Source organism: Streptococcus sp. bf_0095 (genome assembly GCF_004166885.1).
In the GTDB taxonomy this organism is placed as follows: Bacteria; Bacillota; Bacilli; order Lactobacillales; family Streptococcaceae; genus Streptococcus.
Window position 1 is genome coordinate 334,734 of record NZ_RCYU01000001.1, and the last position, 19,743, is coordinate 354,476.

The 19,743-nt window shown below is 41.6% G+C and carries 20 protein-coding genes; 17 read left to right on the top strand and 3 right to left on the bottom strand.

Going from position 1 to position 19,743, the window contains the following annotated elements; translation table 11 throughout:
* From EAI95_RS01700 to EAI95_RS01775, 14 genes are all read left to right on the top strand, one after another.
* Positions 1 to 834 carry a hypothetical protein gene (locus EAI95_RS01700; RefSeq protein WP_048690616.1) on the top strand — a complete coding sequence of 278 codons (834 nt, stop codon included), beginning with the start codon at positions 1 to 3 and terminating at the stop codon, positions 832 to 834.
* Entirely contained in the window at positions 794 to 1,483 is a 690-nt protein-coding gene (locus EAI95_RS01705) for a hypothetical protein (RefSeq protein ID WP_048690618.1), read from the top strand. The genes EAI95_RS01700 and EAI95_RS01705 overlap by 41 nt, the downstream gene beginning before the upstream one ends.
* 290 nt (positions 1,484 to 1,773) lie before the next feature.
* Positions 1,774 to 3,762, top strand: a complete 1,989-nt coding sequence (uvrB, locus tag EAI95_RS01710) for an excinuclease ABC subunit UvrB (RefSeq protein ID WP_129822011.1) — start codon at positions 1,774 to 1,776, stop codon at positions 3,760 to 3,762.
* Between the two features lie 14 nt (positions 3,763 to 3,776).
* Positions 3,777 to 4,274 (top strand): GNAT family N-acetyltransferase, encoded by a 498-nt coding sequence (locus EAI95_RS01715; protein WP_125329368.1) that lies wholly within the window; start codon positions 3,777 to 3,779, stop codon positions 4,272 to 4,274.
* 91 nt (positions 4,275 to 4,365) lie between these two features.
* A complete protein-coding gene (locus tag EAI95_RS01720) occupies positions 4,366 to 4,989 on the top strand; it encodes an NAD(P)H-dependent oxidoreductase (RefSeq protein WP_129822012.1) in 624 nt (207 codons plus the stop codon).
* 789 nt (positions 4,990 to 5,778) lie between these two features.
* Positions 5,779 to 6,246 carry an 8-oxo-dGTP diphosphatase gene (locus tag EAI95_RS01735; RefSeq protein ID WP_173018595.1) on the top strand — a complete coding sequence of 156 codons (468 nt, stop codon included), beginning with the start codon at positions 5,779 to 5,781 and terminating at the stop codon, positions 6,244 to 6,246.
* 102 nt (positions 6,247 to 6,348) lie between these two features.
* Positions 6,349 to 6,753 (top strand): PaaI family thioesterase, encoded by a 405-nt coding sequence (locus tag EAI95_RS01740; RefSeq protein ID WP_125336082.1) that lies wholly within the window; start codon positions 6,349 to 6,351, stop codon positions 6,751 to 6,753.
* A complete protein-coding gene (locus EAI95_RS01745; RefSeq protein WP_129822013.1) occupies positions 6,728 to 7,498 on the top strand; it encodes an HAD family hydrolase in 771 nt (256 codons plus the stop codon). Before EAI95_RS01740 ends, EAI95_RS01745 begins: the two co-directional genes overlap by 26 nt.
* 109 nt (positions 7,499 to 7,607) lie before the next feature.
* Complete coding sequence (locus EAI95_RS01750; protein WP_009731127.1) at positions 7,608 to 7,943, top strand: zinc ribbon domain-containing protein YjdM; 336 nt, start codon at positions 7,608 to 7,610, stop codon at positions 7,941 to 7,943.
* 43 nt (positions 7,944 to 7,986) lie between these two features.
* Positions 7,987 to 8,625: a Pr6Pr family membrane protein gene (locus EAI95_RS01755; protein ID WP_125336084.1), complete on the top strand. Its 639-nt coding sequence runs from the start codon at positions 7,987 to 7,989 to the stop codon at positions 8,623 to 8,625.
* A gap of 243 nt (positions 8,626 to 8,868) precedes the next feature.
* Positions 8,869 to 9,390: a bifunctional pyr operon transcriptional regulator/uracil phosphoribosyltransferase PyrR gene (gene pyrR / locus EAI95_RS01760; RefSeq protein WP_006596278.1), complete on the top strand. Its 522-nt coding sequence runs from the start codon at positions 8,869 to 8,871 to the stop codon at positions 9,388 to 9,390.
* A gap of 93 nt (positions 9,391 to 9,483) precedes the next feature.
* Positions 9,484 to 10,401 (top strand): aspartate carbamoyltransferase catalytic subunit, encoded by a 918-nt coding sequence (locus tag EAI95_RS01765; RefSeq protein WP_048788845.1) that lies wholly within the window; start codon positions 9,484 to 9,486, stop codon positions 10,399 to 10,401.
* 90 nt (positions 10,402 to 10,491) lie between these two features.
* Positions 10,492 to 11,589: a carbamoyl phosphate synthase small subunit gene (locus tag EAI95_RS01770; protein ID WP_129822014.1), complete on the top strand. Its 1,098-nt coding sequence runs from the start codon at positions 10,492 to 10,494 to the stop codon at positions 11,587 to 11,589.
* A complete protein-coding gene (locus EAI95_RS01775; protein ID WP_238662881.1) occupies positions 11,586 to 13,313 on the top strand; it encodes an ATP-grasp domain-containing protein in 1,728 nt (575 codons plus the stop codon). The genes EAI95_RS01770 and EAI95_RS01775 overlap by 4 nt, the downstream gene beginning before the upstream one ends.
* 55 nt (positions 13,314 to 13,368) lie before the next feature.
* Here the strand turns inward: EAI95_RS01775 and pepT are convergent, their stop codons facing one another.
* From pepT to EAI95_RS01790, 3 genes are read right to left on the bottom strand one after another with little or no spacing between them, the layout of a single operon-like run.
* Entirely contained in the window at positions 13,369 to 14,589 is a 1,221-nt protein-coding gene (gene pepT / locus EAI95_RS01780; protein WP_129822015.1) for a peptidase T, read from the bottom strand.
* Positions 14,590 to 14,603: 14 nt separating this feature from the next.
* The gene (locus tag EAI95_RS01785; protein WP_129822016.1) at positions 14,604 to 15,422 is read right to left on the bottom strand and encodes a Cof-type HAD-IIB family hydrolase; all 819 of its coding nucleotides are present in this window, start codon (positions 15,420 to 15,422) and stop codon (positions 14,604 to 14,606) included.
* Positions 15,419 to 16,171, bottom strand: a complete 753-nt coding sequence (locus EAI95_RS01790; protein ID WP_048716262.1) for an XRE family transcriptional regulator — start codon at positions 16,169 to 16,171, stop codon at positions 15,419 to 15,421. Before EAI95_RS01790 ends, EAI95_RS01785 begins: the two co-directional genes overlap by 4 nt.
* Positions 16,172 to 16,368: 197 nt before the next feature.
* Between EAI95_RS01790 and EAI95_RS01795 the strand changes: the two genes are divergently transcribed.
* From EAI95_RS01795 to EAI95_RS01805, 3 genes are all read left to right on the top strand, one after another.
* On the top strand, positions 16,369 to 16,806 hold the full coding sequence (locus EAI95_RS01795; RefSeq protein ID WP_048716126.1) for a GNAT family N-acetyltransferase: 438 nt from the start codon (positions 16,369 to 16,371) through the stop codon (positions 16,804 to 16,806).
* Between the two features lie 61 nt (positions 16,807 to 16,867).
* Positions 16,868 to 18,691 carry a translation elongation factor 4 gene (gene lepA / locus EAI95_RS01800; RefSeq protein ID WP_129822017.1) on the top strand — a complete coding sequence of 608 codons (1,824 nt, stop codon included), beginning with the start codon at positions 16,868 to 16,870 and terminating at the stop codon, positions 18,689 to 18,691.
* A 139-nt stretch (positions 18,692 to 18,830) separates the two neighbouring features.
* Positions 18,831 to 19,490 carry a hypothetical protein gene (locus EAI95_RS01805; protein WP_129822018.1) on the top strand — a complete coding sequence of 220 codons (660 nt, stop codon included), beginning with the start codon at positions 18,831 to 18,833 and terminating at the stop codon, positions 19,488 to 19,490.
* Positions 19,491 to 19,743 lie beyond the last annotated feature (253 nt).

The following is a 19,743-nucleotide window of genomic DNA, read 5'->3' on the forward strand; positions in this document are numbered from 1 at the left end:
ATGTTGAAACGTTCCTTTTTTAGTGACCTCTATAAATATTGTAGTTTAGTTACTTTTAAATCCACTTTTTTTCTTATTTTGGGAGTCAGCATATTTTTTACAATTCAAAATATCCAGGTGATAAATGCCTTAGTAGAAGGAAATGGCCAAGCAGTTAACCTTGATCCGTCTATGTTATCATCGAATCCAGTCTATACAGTCAGGGATGCTCTCTTATCCTCTCCCTACCAAGCAAGTGTTATTTTCTTGCCAATCTTGGTTTCACTTGTTTATTCAACCCATTACCAATTTGGTGATGATAATTTTACTCAGTTATTGATTCCAAACTGGAAAGTTCGTCTTACTGGGTTTATGGCAAGTTCGATTGTTTTATCGTTACTTTCTACTTTAATAATTTCTATAGTAAATGCTGTTATCTTACTCATTTTTCTAGATTCAACTTTAAAGAATTATTTAGAATTGACTTTGTTCTTAGATGTTACGGTAAGAGTTATGATATTTGCAATCGTTCTTACTTTATTAGCTTTACTTTTCGTAATAGTAACGAAAAAATCAATGACTTCATTAATTGCAGATGTTTTATTATTGGTAATCAGTTTATCAGGTATTCTAAGAGGAATTTCCTCTAAAATAGAAAATCTATTGCCTTTGATTGGAGCAAAGTCATTTGCTTTTGGCCGAATTGAAGGGACTCAAACGAGCCAATTGTATGGATTTACACTTTTAGTAGTAGAAGGGATCTTGTTCTTGGTGTTCATAATGGTTGTAGAAAAGATTCGAATGGGGAGGAAGAATGGCAAAAGTATTTTTCAGTCTTATCGTCAAAAAATATAGTTTAAAACCCGTGAAGTACCAGATAACCATACAGTCATTTTTGATAGGTTTTGTGTGTCTCTTAAGTATTTTACCAGTTGCAATCAATGGTACAATTGTAGAATTATCTTTAAAGCAAGCTCTTGTTTTTGCATCAATGCTCTCTGTTGGTATTGGGAGTGTTAATGTATTTGTAGAGTTACAATCACACGAAACAAAACTAGTTTATTTGGTAAGTGGAAAAAGGATCTTAAGTTCAATTCGGATCCTGTTCGTAGAGTTATGTGATGTAGTACTACAATCAACCTTATATTTCATTGTACTGCTTATATGGTTTCATTTTTTTAGTAGCGAAAATGGTGTCAGTTTAGAAATTTTCAGTTTCTATTTGATTGGCTCCATCCAATACTTTTTGATTTCTTACTTCTTAAGTTATTTTTTCAAAAGTCCAATGGGGAGTTTAGCTATTTTGCTACTTTTTCCTATTTTGGTACAACCATTCATAGAAAGAGTAGTGGAACCATTGACTAGTTATCTATTTTATAATATTGTTGCGGATACCATATTAGGTAGTGCTTCCAATTTGCAACTCTGTATTTACGTTTTTGGACTTGTAAGTTCACTTGGAGCGACTCTCTACCTCTTGGTAAGGAATCAAGAAGTTAAGTAGTAAATAAAAATGATACTGATGAGCGAACCTTGCTAATTTTGTAAATCAATGACATTGATGTTAATTACGTATTTCATGGTTTTAGAATAAAAGACAAGACTTTCGAAGTAATTGCGAGAGTCTTGTTTAGTTTCCATGCTAATGCGTGTCTAATTAATGATGTTGTAATTCGGACATATCCCGATTTAACGGATCATTTTGTAACATGTTGTCTTCCCTCTTCATTCCTCATCTCAGAGAATTCTAGTGATTTATGGTAAAATAAGGTCTATATATGTGAGGATAAAGAGATGATTAATCGAGTAACTGATAACAAATTTAAACTAGTATCCAAATACCAACCGTCTGGGGATCAACCGCAGGCCATTGAGCAGTTGGTGGATAACATCGAGGGTGGCGAGAAGGCGCAAATCCTGATGGGAGCAACTGGTACGGGGAAGACCTATACCATGAGCCAGGTAATCGCTCAAGTCAATAAGCCGACCTTGGTTATCGCCCACAATAAGACGCTAGCAGGCCAGCTCTATGGAGAGTTCAAGGAATTTTTCCCGGAGAATGCGGTCGAGTACTTCGTATCTTACTATGATTACTACCAACCAGAAGCCTATGTGCCTTCGAGCGATACCTACATCGAAAAGGATAGCTCGGTCAATGATGAGATTGACAAGCTTCGTCACTCCGCGACTTCAGCATTGTTAGAGCGTAACGATGTCATCGTTGTCGCATCTGTTTCATGTATTTACGGTTTGGGTTCGCCGAAGGAATACGCCGATAGCGTGGTGAGCCTGCGTCCAGGTCTGGAGATTTCTCGTGATAAACTACTCAATGACCTGGTGGACATCCAGTTTGAGCGCAATGACATCGACTTTCAACGGGGAAAATTCCGTGTTCGGGGGGATGTGGTGGAGATTTTCCCAGCTTCGCGAGATGAGCATGCCTTTCGCGTTGAGTTTTTCGGGGACGAAATTGACCGCATCCGTGAGGTTGAAGCTCTGACTGGTCAAGTCCTTGGTGAAGTGGACCACTTGGCCATTTTCCCAGCTACCCACTTCGTGACCAATGACGACCATATGGAAGTAGCCATTGCCAAGATTCAGGCTGAACTAGAAGAGCAGTTGAAGGTTTTTGAAAAAGAAGGCAAGTTGCTGGAAGCCCAACGTCTGAAGCAACGGACGGAGTATGACATTGAAATGCTACGAGAGATGGGCTACACCAATGGTGTCGAAAACTATTCTCGTCATATGGATGGCCGGAGTGAAGGAGAGCCTCCTTATACTCTTCTCGACTTCTTCCCAGAAGATTTTCTCATCATGATCGATGAAAGTCACATGACCATGGGACAGATCAAGGGAATGTACAATGGTGACCGTTCTCGCAAGGAAATGCTGGTCAACTATGGTTTCCGTTTGCCGTCTGCCTTGGATAACCGGCCACTACGTCGTGAGGAGTTTGAAAGCCATGTCCACCAGATCGTCTATGTGTCTGCGACACCGGGTGATTATGAGATGGAACAAACCGATACCATCATCGAGCAGATCATTCGTCCGACAGGTCTACTCGATCCTGAGGTGGAAGTGCGTCCGACCATGGGTCAAATGGACGATCTCTTGGGTGAAATTAATGCGCGTGTAGAACGTGGAGAGCGGACCTTTGTTACCACCCTGACCAAGAAGATGGCAGAGGACTTGACCGACTATTTCAAAGAAATGGGGGTCAAGGTCAAATACATGCACTCAGATATTAAGACCTTGGAGCGGACGGAGATTATCCGTGATTTGCGTCTGGGCGTTTTTGACGTCTTGGTCGGGATCAACCTTCTTCGCGAAGGGATTGACGTTCCGGAAGTCAGTCTGGTTGCTATTCTCGATGCTGATAAGGAAGGCTTCCTTCGTAATGAACGCGGCCTCATTCAAACCATTGGTCGTGCAGCCCGTAATAGTGAGGGTCACGTCATCATGTATGCGGACACCATGACTCAGTCTATGCAAAAAGCCATTGATGAAACAGCCCGTCGTCGTAAAATCCAGATGGCTTATAACGAAGAGCATGGCATTGTGCCACAAACCATTAAGAAGGAAATCCGTGACCTGATCTCTGTTACCAAGGCTGTGGCCAAGGAAGAGGACAAGGAAGTGGATATCACCAGTCTCAACCGCCAAGAGCGCAAGGAACTGGTCAAGAAGTTGCAAGGCCAGATGCAAGAAGCCGTCGAAGTGCTTGACTTTGAGTTAGCAGCGCAAATCCGTGATATGATGTTGGAAGTCAAGGCATTGGATTAGATAGGATAAAGCGAATGAAGATTATCATTAAAACAATGGAAACTTCTGAAGAGATAGAAGGAAAATCTCTCGTTCATTGGCAAACGTGGAGAGAGGCATATGACGATCTTTTACCCGCGGAATTTCAGGAGACAATGACATTAGATAGATGTCGTTTCTTTAGTCAAAAGTATCCAGAAAATACATTGATTGCGATGGATGGAAAGAAGGTCGTTGGATTTATCAGCTATGGAAATTTTCGTGATGAGGCCATTCAAGCTGGTGAAATCATCGCCTTATATGTTTTAAAAGATTACTATGGAAAAGGTGTGAGTGAAAAGTTAATGCATGCTGCATTTGTTGCTCTCAATCATTTCTCTGAAATTTATTTATGGGTATTGAAAGAGAATAAGCGAGCCATTGCTTTCTATCAAAAAATGGGTTTTACTTTGGATGGCCTAGAAAAAATGCTTAAACTTGGAAAACCTGTTAAGGAATTGCGGATGATGTGTTCTTCAAATAAAAATTCCTAAAGGATCTATCTATCAATCTTTGAACCATTATCAACTAATAAAGTATAAAAGTGAAATAGATAGAATGAAAAAAAGATGAAGGAGAAGATGAATGAAAATTTTAGTCATCAATGGGCATCCTGATAAGGAAAGTTACTGTCAGGCTATTTTTCAAACCATTGTCGAAACTATTGACTCAGGTCGCCATGAACTTGAAGTCATCAACCTTAATGAAGAGGACTTTGATCCGGTTTTACGTTATGGCTATCGAAAACGGATGGAAGAAGATTCTTTTATCCTTCGTTCCCAAGAATTGATCCAGTGGGCGGATCACCTGATCTTTGTCTATCCCATCTGGTGGAGTAGTATGCCTAGCCTTATGAAGGGCTGGATCGATCGGGTCTTCACACCTGGAATTGCCTACTCGGCTAATGATCAGGGAAGCTTTATCTGGAATTACCTGAGAGGCAAGCAATTTAAGAAGTTGCTTAAAGGCAAAACGGCTAGTGTTTATGCGACCTCCATGGCGCCTACTTGGTGGTACAAGATCTTTTCAGGCCCTCTCAACATTCCTGATAGTTATGGTATCTCCGTTTTGAAAAATGCCGTCTTGAACCACTGTGGGATTAAAACCAAGCGCGTCTGCATTTTGGGTGAAGTCGGCCGCGATGTGAATACCGCTAGTATGCGGAAACAGCATCTCCAAAAGGTAGCAGTAGAAGTCAAGAAACTTTGATCAGAGATGGGTTACTACTGATAAGTTAGTGTCTTTAGTTGTATTTTGATTGGCTTTTGGTTAAACTATTACATAATCTATAAAACATAGGAATGATTCCATATGCTACTTTTTATCTATATGATCTATGTCATTTATTCACTATCAAAAATGAAAAGAGAAGGAAAAAGAGTCTCAATTTTCACTAAGTTGATTGTTTACGGCTTATTGATACTCTCTTCGTTTATGCTCTATTTCAGTTTATTGTCATTTTTATTTAGCCCGTTGCCATTTTTTGGCTTTCTAGCTACTCTTGCTATTGGTGGTATGATGCTATCTCTGAAAATAGTCATTGCCCTTGCTTTACTTTTGTTATCGCTCAGCCTATTCTTAGATAGTAAAAATAGTGATCCAGATACGCCTCTAATTGATCATTGGCTTCGATTAGGTGTTCATATCCTATTGATCATTATTTAAGGCAAGAACGTTTTTCGTTTTCATTTACAACTGGTATCCCTTCTATCGGACACAAATAGTCAGTTGGAAGAATGTCGAGGGGGGCTACTTTTTAGTCTCTTTGCTAGCCTGATCCTGGTATTATTCATTGAGTTGTTCTTTAGCAGTGATGTCATGGTTCGGTAACGATTCACTCGGAGTATTATTTAAAAGAGAAGTCAATTGTCTTTCAGAGAGGCTCTCTTTTGGATGCCTATGATGAATACCATGAGCTGGTAAATCCCTTTGTGATGAAAAAGAGATAAAGAAAAAAGTTTATATTGATTAATTGTCAATATCATAGAAAGGAAATATATGTCACGTACAACGCCTACTATACTGTGCAATCTTTGCATGGTCGAAGATCTTGAAAATGGGAAAGTAGTCCTCCAATACCGCTCACCTGAAAAGACTCACTGGGCTGGCTATGCTTTTCCAGGTGGCCACATTGAAGAAGGAGAAAGTTTGGTAGAATCCGTCATTCGTGAAGTCTACGAAGAGACAGGACTGACAATTGCAGATCCAAAACTGGTCGCAGTTAAAGACTGGGAGCCAGATGAGGGAGGTCGCTATATCGTCTTTTGCTACAAGGCGACAGAATTCACCGGCCAGCTAAGATCGTCTGAAGAAGGAGAAGTTTCTTGGGTTGAGAAGGACCAATTAAAAAAGTTGGACTTGTCCTACGATATGCTTCCTCTCCTGGAAGTGATGGAAGACCCGGACTTGTCTGAGTTCTATTATCGCAAACGGACAGACGATGATTGGGAAAAATTTCGCTATTAAGGAGTTGGGTACACCAGCTCTTTTCTTATTCTTGTAAGAAGTGGAAAAAAGTAGTATGATGGAAGGGTTTAGGAATACCTGATCTAGGGGGATTTATTACATATGAAGGATTTTCACTTTGATGCCATTGCAGCATTTGAAAATTACGAGATCGAAACTATGAGAGATGGCCATGTGGTGGTGACAACCAAGGTCGTGGAATCATCGCTCAATTATTATGGAAATGCGCATGGAGGCTATCTCTTTACTCTATGTGACCAGATCAGTGGATTGGTCGTGATTTCACAGGGAGTAGATGGTGTGACCTTGCAGTCATCCATCAATTATTTGAAAGCAGGGCGTCTAGGAGATATCCTAACCATCCACGGAGAATGTGTCCACAGTGGCCGGACGACTCGAGTTGTCGATGTCGACATTACCAATCAGGAAGGTGCCAATGTCTGTAAGGCGACCTTTACCATGTTTGTAACGGGAGAAAGAGATGAATCAGCAAAAGTACGCATTTAAAAACTATATTTTTGATTTTTATGGAACCTTGGTCGATATCGAAACCGATGAGTCGAGTCCAGTCTTGTGGGAGACCATGGCCCAAATCTACCAGTCCTATGGTGCTCATTATACAGGGGACAGCCTGCAAGTCCGCTATAAGGAGTTGGTACAGCAAGCTGAGCAAAGTATCGCTCGGGAAAAACAGGTTACATATCCGGAGATTGATTTGACCGTGATTTTCGTTCAGCTTTATCTAGAGAGTCATCCAACTGGAACTAGTGTCCATCATCTTAAAGAGTGGGGACGCTTGATCGCTCGGACTTTCCGTGTCCTCTCACGCAAACGCTTGGAGCTCTATCCGCACACGAAAGAAGTCTTAGAAGATATGAAGGCTGCAGGGTGTCGGATTTATCTCTTATCCAATGCGCAAGCGGACTTTACCAACCCAGAGATTGATTTGGTTGGCTTGAGAGAGATTTTCCACGACATTTATCTGTCGTCTGATGCAGGGATTCGCAAACCTCAGCGCGAATTTCTCATGAAAGTCACCAAAGACCACCAGTTGAATCCTGATAAAACGGTCATGGTAGGGAATGACTTCACTACTGATGTGGCTGTGGCGAAAAGTATCGGCATGCAAAGTATCTTGATCAATACCTTCCCCTACTCGGACGAAGAATTACAGAATAAGAGTCAAGCAGGAGTGCGCGTGATTCGAGACATTCAGGAATTGCAAGAAGATAAAGGTGATCATCAATTTTAGGAGGCTAAGTTGCCTCTTCTTTTATTGAAAATGCTTCAATAGAACGGTATTTGTCAAATTTTCCCTTTCATGGTATACTATGGGAGTTAATTTTGCTAAGGAGATTGAAATGAATAACTTACCAAACTGTCCAAAATGTAACTCTGAATACGTCTATGAAGATGGTGCGCTCTTGGTCTGTCCAGAATGTGCTTATGAATGGAACCCAGCTGAAGTCGTAGAAGAAGAGGGTGTTGTAGCCATCGACGCGAATGGGAACAAATTGGCTGATGGCGATACTGTCACCTTGATCAAAGACTTGAAAGTGAAGGGTGCACCAAAAGATTTGAAACAAGGAACGCGCGTGAAAAACATTCGCATCGTTGAAGGCGACCACAACATTGATTGTAAGATTGATGGATTTGGCGCAATGAAACTCAAATCAGAATTTGTGAAGAAGATCTAAGAATAAGAAGAAGGGCCTAGCCCTTTTCTTTCAGGAGAATACTATGAAATTCAAACTATTGTTTAGTTATCGTTTTCTATTGTTTATCTTAAGTGTCATCGGTGTTTATCTGCAACTCACTAAGCATGGTGGCTTTGGGATGATGCTTTATTACACCATTTTGTCTAACATGTTGGTCATGTTCTTCATGGGAGATATGGTTTGGCGCATGCTTCGTGGTCGTTCGACCCAGACCCAGGGCTATCTTCGCTTGAAGGGTGGTGTCACCATGTCTATCATGATTACCTGTGTCATCTACCACTTTATGCTAGCCCCCATCGCGACACCTGAGAAGTTTTACCGCTTGGAAAACTTCCTCTGTCACTACATTGTTCCTTTGATGTTCTTCTTTGACACCCTGGTGATTGATAAACCAAAACAGTACCGTAAGTCGGATCCATTGGCTTGGACCGTGCTTCCCGTACTCTATATGGTCTTTGCTCTTCTCAACGGTTTGGTCCTTAAGTGGCCGGTTCCAGGTGCCAAAGACAGTCCTTTTCCTTATTTCTTTATCAATGTCAATCGTTTTGGTTGGCTTTATGTGGTTAAGATGGCGACCATCATTTTTGTCGCTTATTTACTAGCTGGATGTGGCTTGTTTGCCTTGAAGAAGATTGGGAAAAAAGGAACAGATCATCATTAAATAAAAGATTTGTGGATGTAAATCCGAACATTCGTAGAAAATAATGAGTTTTTTCTTGCATCCCACTATAAACTGTGATATAGTATGGATAATTAAATAGTCCTTTAATCCTGTCCCGTGAGGCAGGCAAGGAGTCTGATCAAAATAAGGGGTGAACTAGATGCGTTCTAGATCTTATCTCTTGATATTTTTCTGAAGCCTCCTTGAAAAGGGAGGCTTTTTTCTATCAATTAGGAGGAAAAGATGAAGATCAAAGAAGTCGTTGATGATTTGACCATGAAGCGAGCGATTACTCGCATCACTTATGAAATCATTGAACGGAATAAGGATCTGAGCCAAATTGTTTTGGTAGGGATCAAAACTCGTGGCGTTTTCATTGCCAATCGCATCAAAGAAAGGTTAGCACAGCTAGAACAAATAGAAGTTCCAGTCTGTGAATTGGATACCAAGCCTTTCCGTGATGATATCAAAGTAACAGAAGATTCAACCGTTTTACCAGTAGATATTACTGGCAAAGATGTCATCCTGATTGATGATGTCCTTTATACAGGTCGGACCATTCGAGCAGCCATCGATAATCTTGTCAGTCGTGGACGTCCATCGCGTGTCAGCCTGGCAGTCCTAGTGGATCGTGGTCATAGAGAATTGCCGATCCGACCAGATTATGTTGGAAAGAACATTCCAACAAGTCGATCAGAGGAAATCATTGTCGAGATGACTGAGCTGGATGGTCAAGATCGCATCTTGATCGAGGTGAGTGAATAAGGTAGTTTTCAAATCGTCGCTATATACAGGAGTGACTGAGGAAGCTTCCTGTATCGTTTTCACATATGCATATCTTTGGAATGGAGTTACAACATGTCTACAAATCAAATCGCACTTAAAAACCTTGTCTCAATGGAAGCTTTATCAAACGAAGAAGTTATGGCCTTGATTAAGCGTGGAATTGAGTTTAAAAATGGAGCAAAGGCTCATTATGATGAGCAACATATCGTGTCTAATCTCTTCTTTGAGTCGTCAACACGTACGCACAAAGCATTTGAAGTGGCTGAGTTGAAATTGGGTTGTGATCTCCTTGACTTTGATGTGAAAACGAGCTCTGTAAACAAGGGTGAAACTCTCTATGATACGATTTTGACCATGTCAGCTCTCGGAGTAGATATCTGCGTCATCCGTCACCCAGAAGTAGACTACTACAAGCAATTGATTGAAAGTCCAACCATCACAGCCTCTATTGTCAACGGGGGAGATGGGTCTGGTCAACACCCAAGCCAAAGTTTACTAGACTTGATGACCATCTATCAAGAGTTTGGTCACTTTGACGGTTTGAAGGTTTGTATCGCTGGTGACTTGGATCACTCACGGGTTGCAAAATCCAATATGCAAATCTTGAAACGCTTGGGCGCAACCCTCTACTTTGCTGGTCCAGACGAGTGGAGAAGTGCGGAGTTCGAAGATTATGGAACCTTTGTGACGATTGATGAAGTCATTGAAGAGGTCGATGTCATGATGTTCCTCCGTGTGCAACACGAGCGTCATGACTATGAGTCTCTCTTCTCAAAAGAGAACTACCATCGTTTGCATGGGTTGACACAAGAACGCTATGATCGTATGAAAGATACAGCTATCTTGATGCACCCAGCTCCAGTAAACCGTGATGTGGAGATTGCTGACCACTTGGTAGAAGCTCCTAAATCACGCATCGTGGAGCAAATGACCAACGGTGTCTTTGTCCGCATGGCTATCATCGAAGCGGTTTTAGCTGGACGGAAATAATAGAGTTAGAAAATAGAAAGGAGAAGTGAGAGAGTCTACAAAAAGGTGGTCTTTTCTCACTTTTCTTTTTGGAGTCTGTAAGGAGAATTTATGGTAAAACGTCTCTTAGTATTAGAAGATGGGACGGTTTTTGAAGGAACTGGTTTTGGAGCTGATACCTATGTCAGTGGGGAATTGGTCTTAAATTCTGCCATGACGGGTTATCAAGAATTGATTACCGATCAATCCTATAAGGGTCAAATATTAGGCTTTACTTTTCCAGTTATTGGAACAACAGGAATCAATCGAGATGATTACGAATCGATTTTTCCAGGTTGTCTAGCTGTGGTAGTGAACCAATTAGCGAGCCATCCCAGTAATTGGCGCAAACAGTTATCCTTGAATGCTTATCTGAAGAAACACAACATTCCAGGGATTCAAGGAGTCGATACCAGAAGGCTGGCTAAAATTGTTTCTAAGTATGGGAGTATGAAGGCTACAGTGGTTAATGAAGGGGATGCGATCGAGCATATTTTGGACCAGCTACGGGCAACCGTCTTGCCTTTTGACCAAGTCCGCCAGGTGTCGACCAAAACCCCCTATGCTGCACCAGGGTTTGGTAAGAGTATCGTCTTGATCGACTTGGGCTTACGGCATTCCGTTTTGCGTCAATTGATTGCACGAGGTTGTAACGTCACGGTCGTTCCTTATTCAGTTAAATTGAAGGAATTAAAGGATTTGCAGCCAGATGGCATCATTCTATCCAGTGGTCCAGGGAATCCTCATCATATCGATGGTATTTGCCAGGTCATTGCTAAAATCGATCCTCATATTCCGATCATGGGAATCGGCTTAGGGGCAGAATTGCTGGCCCTTGCCCATGGAGGAAGCCTCACCAAACTAAAAAGCCCTCATCGAGGACTTAACATTCCTGTAAAAGAGGTGGCTACTGGAAAAGTCGAAATCACTAGCCAGAATCACCAGTACAACATCGAACGCGATACTCTTCCACGAGATTTTCTGATCACCCATGAGGAGCTTCATGATCACTCTATCGAGGCCTTTCGTCACCGCTATCTTCCCTTGATCGGTGTTCTCTACCATATTGAGTCCAGCCCAGGACCAAGGGAAAGTCTCTATTTCTATGACGAATTTATGGATCTGATTGAAAGTAAATTAGACGAAAGAAGGGAGGAGTTATGGTCATGAATCAAGTAACGCTTTTGTGTGCAGAATCCTTCAATGATGTCAGTTTGCTTGGAGCACTCACGTCTTGTCCCTTATTAAAAGAACGTGGCTACCAGACAGAAATCCTCTATTGTGGAGACGAGAACGACGTCACCAAAGAAGCAGGAGACGCTGTTTCGGTTATTCGTTTAAAGTTGGACAGTCTCAAAGAAGCCCTTCTAGCGACGAAAACAAAAAATTTACTGCTGTCATTTGCGGATAAGCAAGTCCTTGGTCTTTTATTCCGATTGGAAGAAATTGGGTTTCTCAAGGAACACAAAATCCGTATTCTAGGAACTTCGCTTAGGCAGTACCGTACCTTTTACCACCAGGCAGACCAAAAGTCATTTCTACAGGACTTAGGTTATCAAGTTCCTTCCTCATCCTTGGTTTCGACAGTGCGAGAGGCTATTGAGTTCTCAGAGCAGATCCAATTCCCTATTGTTGTTTGGCCACTTGCCAGCAAGCATGGGCAAGGTCGTCGGATTGCTAATAACTTGGATGATTTATGTGATGCTGTCGAAAAAGGACTAGAAGTATCGCCACAGGCTCAGTGTTTGTTGGAGCTCTCAACGGTTGGTTTCAAGGAGTTGGAATACATCGTCGTCCGAGATCGTCAGGATAATTATTATCTTGCGGGAAACATTGAGAGTATCGACCCGGTGGGGATCCATTCCAGTGATTCTTATCAAGTCATCCCAAGTCTGACGTTGACAGATACCGAGCATCAGACCTTGAGAGAGGCAGCTTTGTCTATTGTCCGGCACTTGAGACTGGTTGGAGCGACATCCATCAAGTTTGCGCTAGATCCAAAGAGTTACCAATTCTATATTCTTGAGGTCAATCCTTTTGCTTCGGATTCCTTCTCGACCATGTCCATGGCCTTAGGTTATTCGATTTACTACCAGGCCTTATGCTTAAAATTAGGCGACCACCTTTTGGACCTTCCTCATCCTACGATGAAGGGTCTTACAGCCCTGTTTGAACCTACTCTAGATCGTATTTTCTTTAAACTACCCGTCTTTCCAATGGAAAAGGTGACAAAAGTTCTCAATACACAAATTCATTCAGTTGGTGCAATTCATGGTTTTGGTAGTAGTTTGGAAGAAGCCTATCAGCAAGCTGTTGAAAATTTCGGTTCGAATCAATGGCCTAAGCATATTCTAAAAGAGATTTCGGACGATGAACTCATCCAACGGATCGCCAAACGAATGCCATATCGCTTTTCATCTATCTTAGAAGCTTTTCATCGAGGCTTCGAAAGGGAAGAAGTGAGTGACCTGAGTCGAATGGATCCGTTCTATCTCCAGTTTTTATATAATCTTTACTTGTATGAGCGACAAGAGAAGGAGCAACTATGTCCTGAGCTAAAATTACGTTCTTTGGATTTAACAGCTGGATTCGGTCAAGTTGGTGAAAAGGTTTCTTACTATAATTCGATCTGTGGCGAAGATGAGGTGCCAGATTGGAGTCAATGGAGCTTATTGGTTGATCAAGGCGCTCCAGAAGATTCGAGCCAGATTCTTAGACTGATAGATTGCTTGAAGCAGGAGCATGAAAAGGGAAGAAAAGTAGCCCTTCTGACACATCGTCCTTTTGCAGGACATGAAGCAGATACTTGCTTGCGAATCCCTCTCTCAATTTATGAGACTTACCAAAACCAGATTAACAGCCAGTTTGGTCAGGTAGTATATTTGGATGAATAGAATAAGAGCTTCGGTCAAGATAACCGAAGCTCTTTGTTTAATTCAATAGTGTGAATTAGAAATGGCTAACAATTCCGATGATGGTATCCACTGCACGTTCCATGGTTTGTAGGCTGATATATTCAAAGCGACCATGCATATTTTCGCCACCAGCAAAAAGGTTTGGAGTTGGAATTCCCATGAAGGAAATCTTAGAACCGTCTGTACCACCGCGGATTGGTTCAATAATAGGAGTAATGCCCAAATCTTCCATGACTTCCTTAGCCAGGTTGACTGGTGTCATGTCTTTCTCGATGACTTGTTTCATGTTATAGTACTGGTCTTTAAGGTTCAAGAGAACACGTTCAGCACCAAGTTCTTGGTTCATCTTGCTTGCGATGTCTTCCATCATGGCTTTACGGGCTTCAAAGTTCTCTGTTTCGAAGTCACGGATAATGTAGCTAGCATGCGCTTCCTCAACAGTCCCCTCGATATTCATTAAATGGAAGAAGCCTTGGTAGCCATCTGTTTTTTCAGGGCGGTCTTCTTCAGGGAGTTGATTGTGGAAGTCAATGGCTAACTGGAGAGCATTGACCATTTGGTTCTTAGCAGTACCTGGGTGCACATTGCGCCCTTTAAAGGTAATTTCAGCTCCTGCAGCAGAGAAGGTTTCGTATTGCAATTCACCAAGAGGACCACCGTCCACTGTATAAGCGAAGTCTACATTGAAATCTTCTGCATCAAACTTATCTGCTCCGACTCCGATTTCTTCATCTGGTCCAAAGCCAACTCGGATTTCGCAGTGTTTGATTTCTGGATGAGCATTCAAATATTCGATAGCTGTCATAATCTCAGCAATCCCTGATTTGTCATCTGCACCAAGAAGGGTCGTACCGTCAGTTGTAATCAAGGTTTGACCTTTGTAGTTATGGAGGTTAGCAAAATCAGCTGGATCTAGTGAATAACCAGAATCACCAAGAGGAATAGCGCCACCATCATAGTTTTCGATGACTTGAGGGCTGATATTCTCAGCATTAAAGTCAGCTGTATCCATATGAGAGATAAAGCCAATCTTTCGGGTGAGACTTGGATCGTTTGCTGGTAGCGTTCCGATAGCAAAACCATTTGGAAGGTAGTAGACATTCTGAAGTCCAACTCGTTCCATTTCAGGAATCAGTACATTCTTTGCAAACTCTACTTGAGAAGGTGTACTAGGAGTTGTTGTAGAAGTCTCATCAGAGCGAGTGTTGACTTTGACATAAGTTAAAAAACGTTCTAATAGTGTTGGGTATTTCATTTGTTTTTCCTTTTCTAGTTCTGTGCTTGTAAAACATAGCGCTTGATAGCAGTAGCGACACCGTCTTCTTCGTTAGAAGTGGTAGTGACATCAGCCAAGGCTTTGATAGCAGCTGGAGCATTGCCCATAGAAACTCCAAGACCCGCGTACTCAATCATTTCAATATCGTTGTTCTCATCCCCGATAGCCATGACCTCTTGCCTTGGTATTCCCAAGTATTCAGCCAGTGCCTTTAAGCCGGTCGCTTTATTTACCCCTTTAGGAAGGATCTCAAATAGGATCGGTTGGGAGCGAATAGTGTGGAAGCGCTGGGCTAATACTTCTTCATAGGTTTCTTGAAAGACATCAATCCGCTCTTTCTGATCGATAAACATTCCTTGGAAAATCGGTTGTGCCTCAAGAATTTCTTCTAGGCCAAGTGACACGGGGACTGCAGAAACGATGCTAGCATCCATTTTAGCTATTTCAGAAGGATTTCGATTCAAAATGATATAGCGATTTAAATCGAATAAACTTAATTGAGGATGGATCTCCTGAGTCAGTTGATCGAGATAAACCAAATCTTTTTCAGATAAGGCATCATAACTGATAACAGACCAATCTGATGATTTGACAGTTGTACAACCATTATTAATCACAGAGTAGGAGTGATTACTTTTGAAGGCGATTTCTTCAAAAATTGGACGAACACCAGAGAGAGGGCGACCTGTACAGATGACGACGTTTACACCAGCAGCTTCAGCATCCAAAAGAGCCTGCTTATTAGCAGGACTAATGGTTTTGTCTGGTGATAAAAGTGTCCCATCTAAATCAATAGCAACTAATCGAATCATAGCTCATCCTCCTTAGCTGGTAGAAAGCTAGCAATGACTTTTCCGATGACTCTTGGTTCTTCTTCTAAAGGAATAATCTTATCACTATACTTTTTATTGAGGGAAACGAGACGAATCCCTTGTGCTTCACGGAAGACACGCTTGATCAAGGTTTGCCCGTCGTACTCAATAGCATAGATGGCACCAGCAGTATCGTAGAAAGTTTGCTTGATTAGGGCAACAGATCCCTTTGGATATTTAGGTTCCAGCGAGTCTGTATGAATCCAAAGTGCTAGATCATAAGCCAGTTTTTGATCAAACCAAACCAAATCTCCCTTAGAAGCACTTTGACTTGCAGCATAACTGTCGAAGACCGTATATGGTGTGTATTTTTTCTCGATACGTTTCCGTTCAGCCTGTAAAACCAACAAGCGATTGGCTTCCTCTAAGAGTGAATCTTGAAAGTCCTCATCCAGTTGCTTATAGATAAACTCAATCTTAGAATCCTCCAAGGTATCTGGTTGACTATAACGAGGATCTAGGTCAGAGATGGGGATTTCAAAGAAGCTAGCAATCTTTTCTAAGTTCTCACTGACTGGAAGAGAAGTCCCTTTCACATAGCCGGTCAAAGTACTAGCTGGAATACCAGTTGTACGAGATAAATCGACCTGTTTCTTATTTTGAACCTTTAATAGTTCTCTTATTTTTTCGGAAATAATGCGCAAAGCCTCTTTATCTTGTGGGCTTGCTTTTCCACGTCCTCTTGCCAAGAGCTTCACCTCCTTTTACATTACAATTTATTATAGCGAATTAAATCGAAAAAGTAAATAGAAATCCTTTATTGTTCATTAATTATTTCAATTCGAATTAAATAGAAACACAAAATATACTATTAATATATTGTAAAACTTGATATTTTTAGGTATAAGGTCTAAAATAAAGGAAAAGACTTTATGGAGGTAGAAGTATGATTCGGACCGTTCAAATTAAAGATGCAGGTCAAATTCGTGATTTGTGCCACCAGGCATTGGGGTATGATTCGACCCTTGAGAAAGTAACAGCTCAGATTGATAAGTTTAATCAGCCAGATTCGGGTCACTTTTGCTTTGTTTACGAAGAGGACCAAACTGGAAATATTTTAGGCTATGTCGAAGCAGAAGCCTATGAGAGTATATATAGCGATCCAGGTTTAAATGTTTTAGGACTTGCTGTTTTCCCATCTGCTCAAGGACGTGGGATTGGTCGGCAATTGATGGAGCGAATTGAAACTCTTGCTCGAACTCATAACTATTCCTTTATTCGTTTGAGTTCTGCCTCTCATCGTAAAGAAGCTCATGTTTTTTATGAACATTTAGGTTATGAAGGAAATAAAACACAGAAGCGATTTTTGAAAATAATGGATTAAGATAGGCAAAGGCCTATCTTTTTTGTTATAATATACTGAATAGTTTTATAAGGATGAAAAAATGAATTTAGAAGAATTAAAGAAACGACAAGAGAAGATTCGGAACTTCTCCATTATCGCCCATATTGACCACGGAAAGTCAACCTTGGCGGACCGAATCTTAGAAAAAACCGAGACCGTTTCTAGTCGGGAAATGCAAGCCCAACTTTTGGACAGCATGGATTTGGAACGGGAACGTGGGATTACCATTAAGCTTAATGCCATCGAGTTGAATTACACGGCTAAAGATGGGGAAACCTACATCTTCCACTTGATTGACACACCGGGACACGTGGACTTTACTTATGAGGTTTCTCGTTCGCTGGCTGCCTGTGAGGGAGCCATTCTCGTAGTGGATGCGGCTCAAGGGATTGAAGCTCAGACCCTAGCAAATGTTTACCTGGCTTTGGATAACGATTTGGAAATCCTGCCAGTTATCAATAAAATCGATTTGCCAGCTGCCGATCCAGAACGGGTGCGCACAGAAGTAGAAGATGTCATTGGTCTGGATGCTAGTGAGGCAGTCCTAGCTTCTGCCAAGGCTGGTATCGGGATTGAAGAGATTTTGGAACAAATCGTCGAGAAAGTTCCAGCTCCTACTGGGGATGTTGCTGCTCCATTGCAAGCCTTGATCTTTGACTCAGTATACGACCCCTATCGTGGAGTTATCCTTCAAGTTCGGGTGGTCAATGGTATGGTGAAGCCTGGCGACACCATCCAGTTGATGAGCAATGGTAAGACCTTTGACGTGACTGAGGTAGGGATCTTTACTCCTAAAGCAGTTGGTCGTGATTTCCTTGCGACAGGAGATGTTGGTTATATTGCAGCCTCTATCAAGACTGTTGCAGACACCCGTGTCGGGGATACGGTGACCCTAGCGACCAATCCAGCAAGTGAGCCCCTTCATGGTTACAAGCAAATGAACCCAATGGTCTTTGCCGGTCTTTACCCAATCGAATCTAACAAATACAATGATCTTCGTGAAGCATTGGAAAAATTGCAATTGAATGACGCCAGTCTTCAATTTGAACCGGAAACTTCTCAAGCCCTCGGTTTTGGTTTCCGTTGTGGTTTCTTGGGTCTCCTTCATATGGATGTTATCCAGGAACGCTTGGAGCGCGAGTTCAATATTGACTTGATCATGACAGCGCCGTCTGTAATCTACAAGGTCAATTTGACAGATGGAGAAGTGCTGGATGTGTCTAACCCGTCTGAGTTCCCAGATCCAACCAAGATTGCTTCGATTGAAGAACCTTATGTCAAAGCACAAATCATGGTGCCGCAAGAGTTTGTTGGAGCTGTCATGGAATTGGCCCAACGCAAACGTGGGGACTTTGTAACCATGGACTACATCGATGAAAATCGGGTTAATGTCATCTATCAAATCCCACTAGCGGAAATTGTCTTTGATTTCTTTGATAAATTGAAATCTTCTACGCGTGGCTATGCAAGCTTTGACTATGAGTTGTCTGAATACCGTCCATCTAAATTGGTTAAAATGGATATCCTTCTCAATGGCGATACCGTCGATGCCCTCAGCTTTATCGTTCACAAGGACTTTGCCTATGAACGTGGTAAATTAATCGTTGATAAGCTTAAGAAAATTATCCCTCGTCAACAGTTTGAAGTGCCTATCCAAGCAGCCATTGGTCATAAGATCGTTGCACGTACAGATATCAAAGCTCTTCGTAAGAACGTCTTGGCCAAGTGTTATGGTGGGGACGTCTCACGGAAACGGAAGCTTCTTGAAAAACAAAAAGCCGGTAAGAAACGGATGAAAGCTATCGGATCTGTAGAAGTACCACAGGAAGCCTTCTTGTCAGTTCTGTCAATGGATGAGGAGTAAGCTTCTCTTTGAAATATTCGAACAAATCAAACGTCCCGCTAGGGGCGTTTTTGTATCGGACTAGACAAATAGCGCTTTCAAATCTTCATTGAACGTGATACACTAGAGGTATCAAAACCCATCACAAAGGAGAGGAAAGATGAAAAATAAGTTCCTACTAGCGACCGTCTCGCTCTTATCAGCTGTTGCCCTTGTAGCTTGTAGCACACCTAAAAATGAGTCTAGAAAACCATTGTCATCTGAATCTAGTTCCACTGAGGTGGTAAAAAAGAGCAAAAAATCCTCTAGTAAAAAGACTTCTAGCAAGGTAGAATCAAAATCATCGGATGATACCAAGAGTTCTGTCGAAACCAAACGGGTAGGTTCTGCAGATTATGGTTATATCGATATCCCAAGCAAGTGGATTAAATTTACAGATATAGATGGCGGAGACAGCATCCAATTTACAGATGGAAGTGCCTACAATATCGTTACCATGAACGGGTATACCAAAGAAAAAGCAAATGTCGGTGAAGGGGAAGTCTTCAACGCAGAGTTGATTGCGAACCGAATTGCTTACTATTGGAATGACAACAAAGAAGTAGAGAAAATGTGGGGAGCGAAGACCACTGTCTCAGGGAATGAAGCCTTGCAGCTCAATATTATCCTTAAATCTGGACAGTACCTCATTACTTGGGTCTTCCAAAAGGATGACAAGGTATACTTGATGTCTTTTGAAGGGGATCCAGAGACCTTGGCTCAATTCATTCCTTACATTGAGGAAACTTGGAGTTTGGATGAAAAAGGCCCAAAAGCCTAATGCATTCGTGAGGAAGTTTCTTTCATTGTCACCAATTTTCAATACATGATAGAATACGATTTGGACGCTGTCAGTAAGTTCTATTTTTGGAACATTTAACTTCTTACAACCTGGTTAGCAAAGAATCTCTCAGGTTGTATATCCTTAAGAAAGCAGGAACTAATTCAAATAGTTCATCAGTTTGAATTAGTTCTTTTTTTTGGTAAGAAATTTAAATGGTCCTTTTAAAATAGAGTATAAGATGTTAGACTAG

Bases quoted from the DNA above. Each gene is read 5' to 3' on its own strand.
- EAI95_RS01755 (WP_125336084.1), top strand. From the start codon at position 7,987: ATGAAATTCAAACTATTGTTTAGTTATCGTTTTCTATTGTTTATCTTA.
- EAI95_RS01805 (WP_129822018.1), top strand. From the start codon at position 18,831: ATGAAAAATAAGTTCCTACTAGCGACCGTCTCGCTCTTATCAGCTGTT.
- EAI95_RS01795 (WP_048716126.1), top strand. From the start codon at position 16,369: ATGATTCGGACCGTTCAAATTAAAGATGCAGGTCAAATTCGTGATTTG.
- pyrR (WP_006596278.1), top strand. From the start codon at position 8,869: ATGAAGATCAAAGAAGTCGTTGATGATTTGACCATGAAGCGAGCGATT.
- EAI95_RS01775 (WP_238662881.1), top strand. From the start codon at position 11,586: ATGAATCAAGTAACGCTTTTGTGTGCAGAATCCTTCAATGATGTCAGT.
- EAI95_RS01720 (WP_129822012.1), top strand. From the start codon at position 4,366: ATGAAAATTTTAGTCATCAATGGGCATCCTGATAAGGAAAGTTACTGT.
- EAI95_RS01765 (WP_048788845.1), top strand. From the start codon at position 9,484: ATGTCTACAAATCAAATCGCACTTAAAAACCTTGTCTCAATGGAAGCT.
- EAI95_RS01715 (WP_125329368.1), top strand. From the start codon at position 3,777: ATGAAGATTATCATTAAAACAATGGAAACTTCTGAAGAGATAGAAGGA.
- uvrB (WP_129822011.1), top strand. From the start codon at position 1,774: ATGATTAATCGAGTAACTGATAACAAATTTAAACTAGTATCCAAATAC.
- EAI95_RS01745 (WP_129822013.1), top strand. From the start codon at position 6,728: ATGAATCAGCAAAAGTACGCATTTAAAAACTATATTTTTGATTTTTAT.
- EAI95_RS01705 (WP_048690618.1), top strand. From the start codon at position 794: ATGGCAAAAGTATTTTTCAGTCTTATCGTCAAAAAATATAGTTTAAAA.
- EAI95_RS01735 (WP_173018595.1), top strand. From the start codon at position 5,779: ATGTCACGTACAACGCCTACTATACTGTGCAATCTTTGCATGGTCGAA.
- EAI95_RS01750 (WP_009731127.1), top strand. From the start codon at position 7,608: ATGAATAACTTACCAAACTGTCCAAAATGTAACTCTGAATACGTCTAT.
- EAI95_RS01700 (WP_048690616.1), top strand. From the start codon at position 1: ATGTTGAAACGTTCCTTTTTTAGTGACCTCTATAAATATTGTAGTTTA.
- EAI95_RS01740 (WP_125336082.1), top strand. From the start codon at position 6,349: ATGAAGGATTTTCACTTTGATGCCATTGCAGCATTTGAAAATTACGAG.
- EAI95_RS01770 (WP_129822014.1), top strand. From the start codon at position 10,492: ATGGTAAAACGTCTCTTAGTATTAGAAGATGGGACGGTTTTTGAAGGA.
- lepA (WP_129822017.1), top strand. From the start codon at position 16,868: ATGAATTTAGAAGAATTAAAGAAACGACAAGAGAAGATTCGGAACTTC.
- EAI95_RS01785 (WP_129822016.1), bottom strand. From the start codon at position 15,422: ATGATTCGATTAGTTGCTATTGATTTAGATGGGACACTTTTATCACCA.
- pepT (WP_129822015.1), bottom strand. From the start codon at position 14,589: ATGAAATACCCAACACTATTAGAACGTTTTTTAACTTATGTCAAAGTC.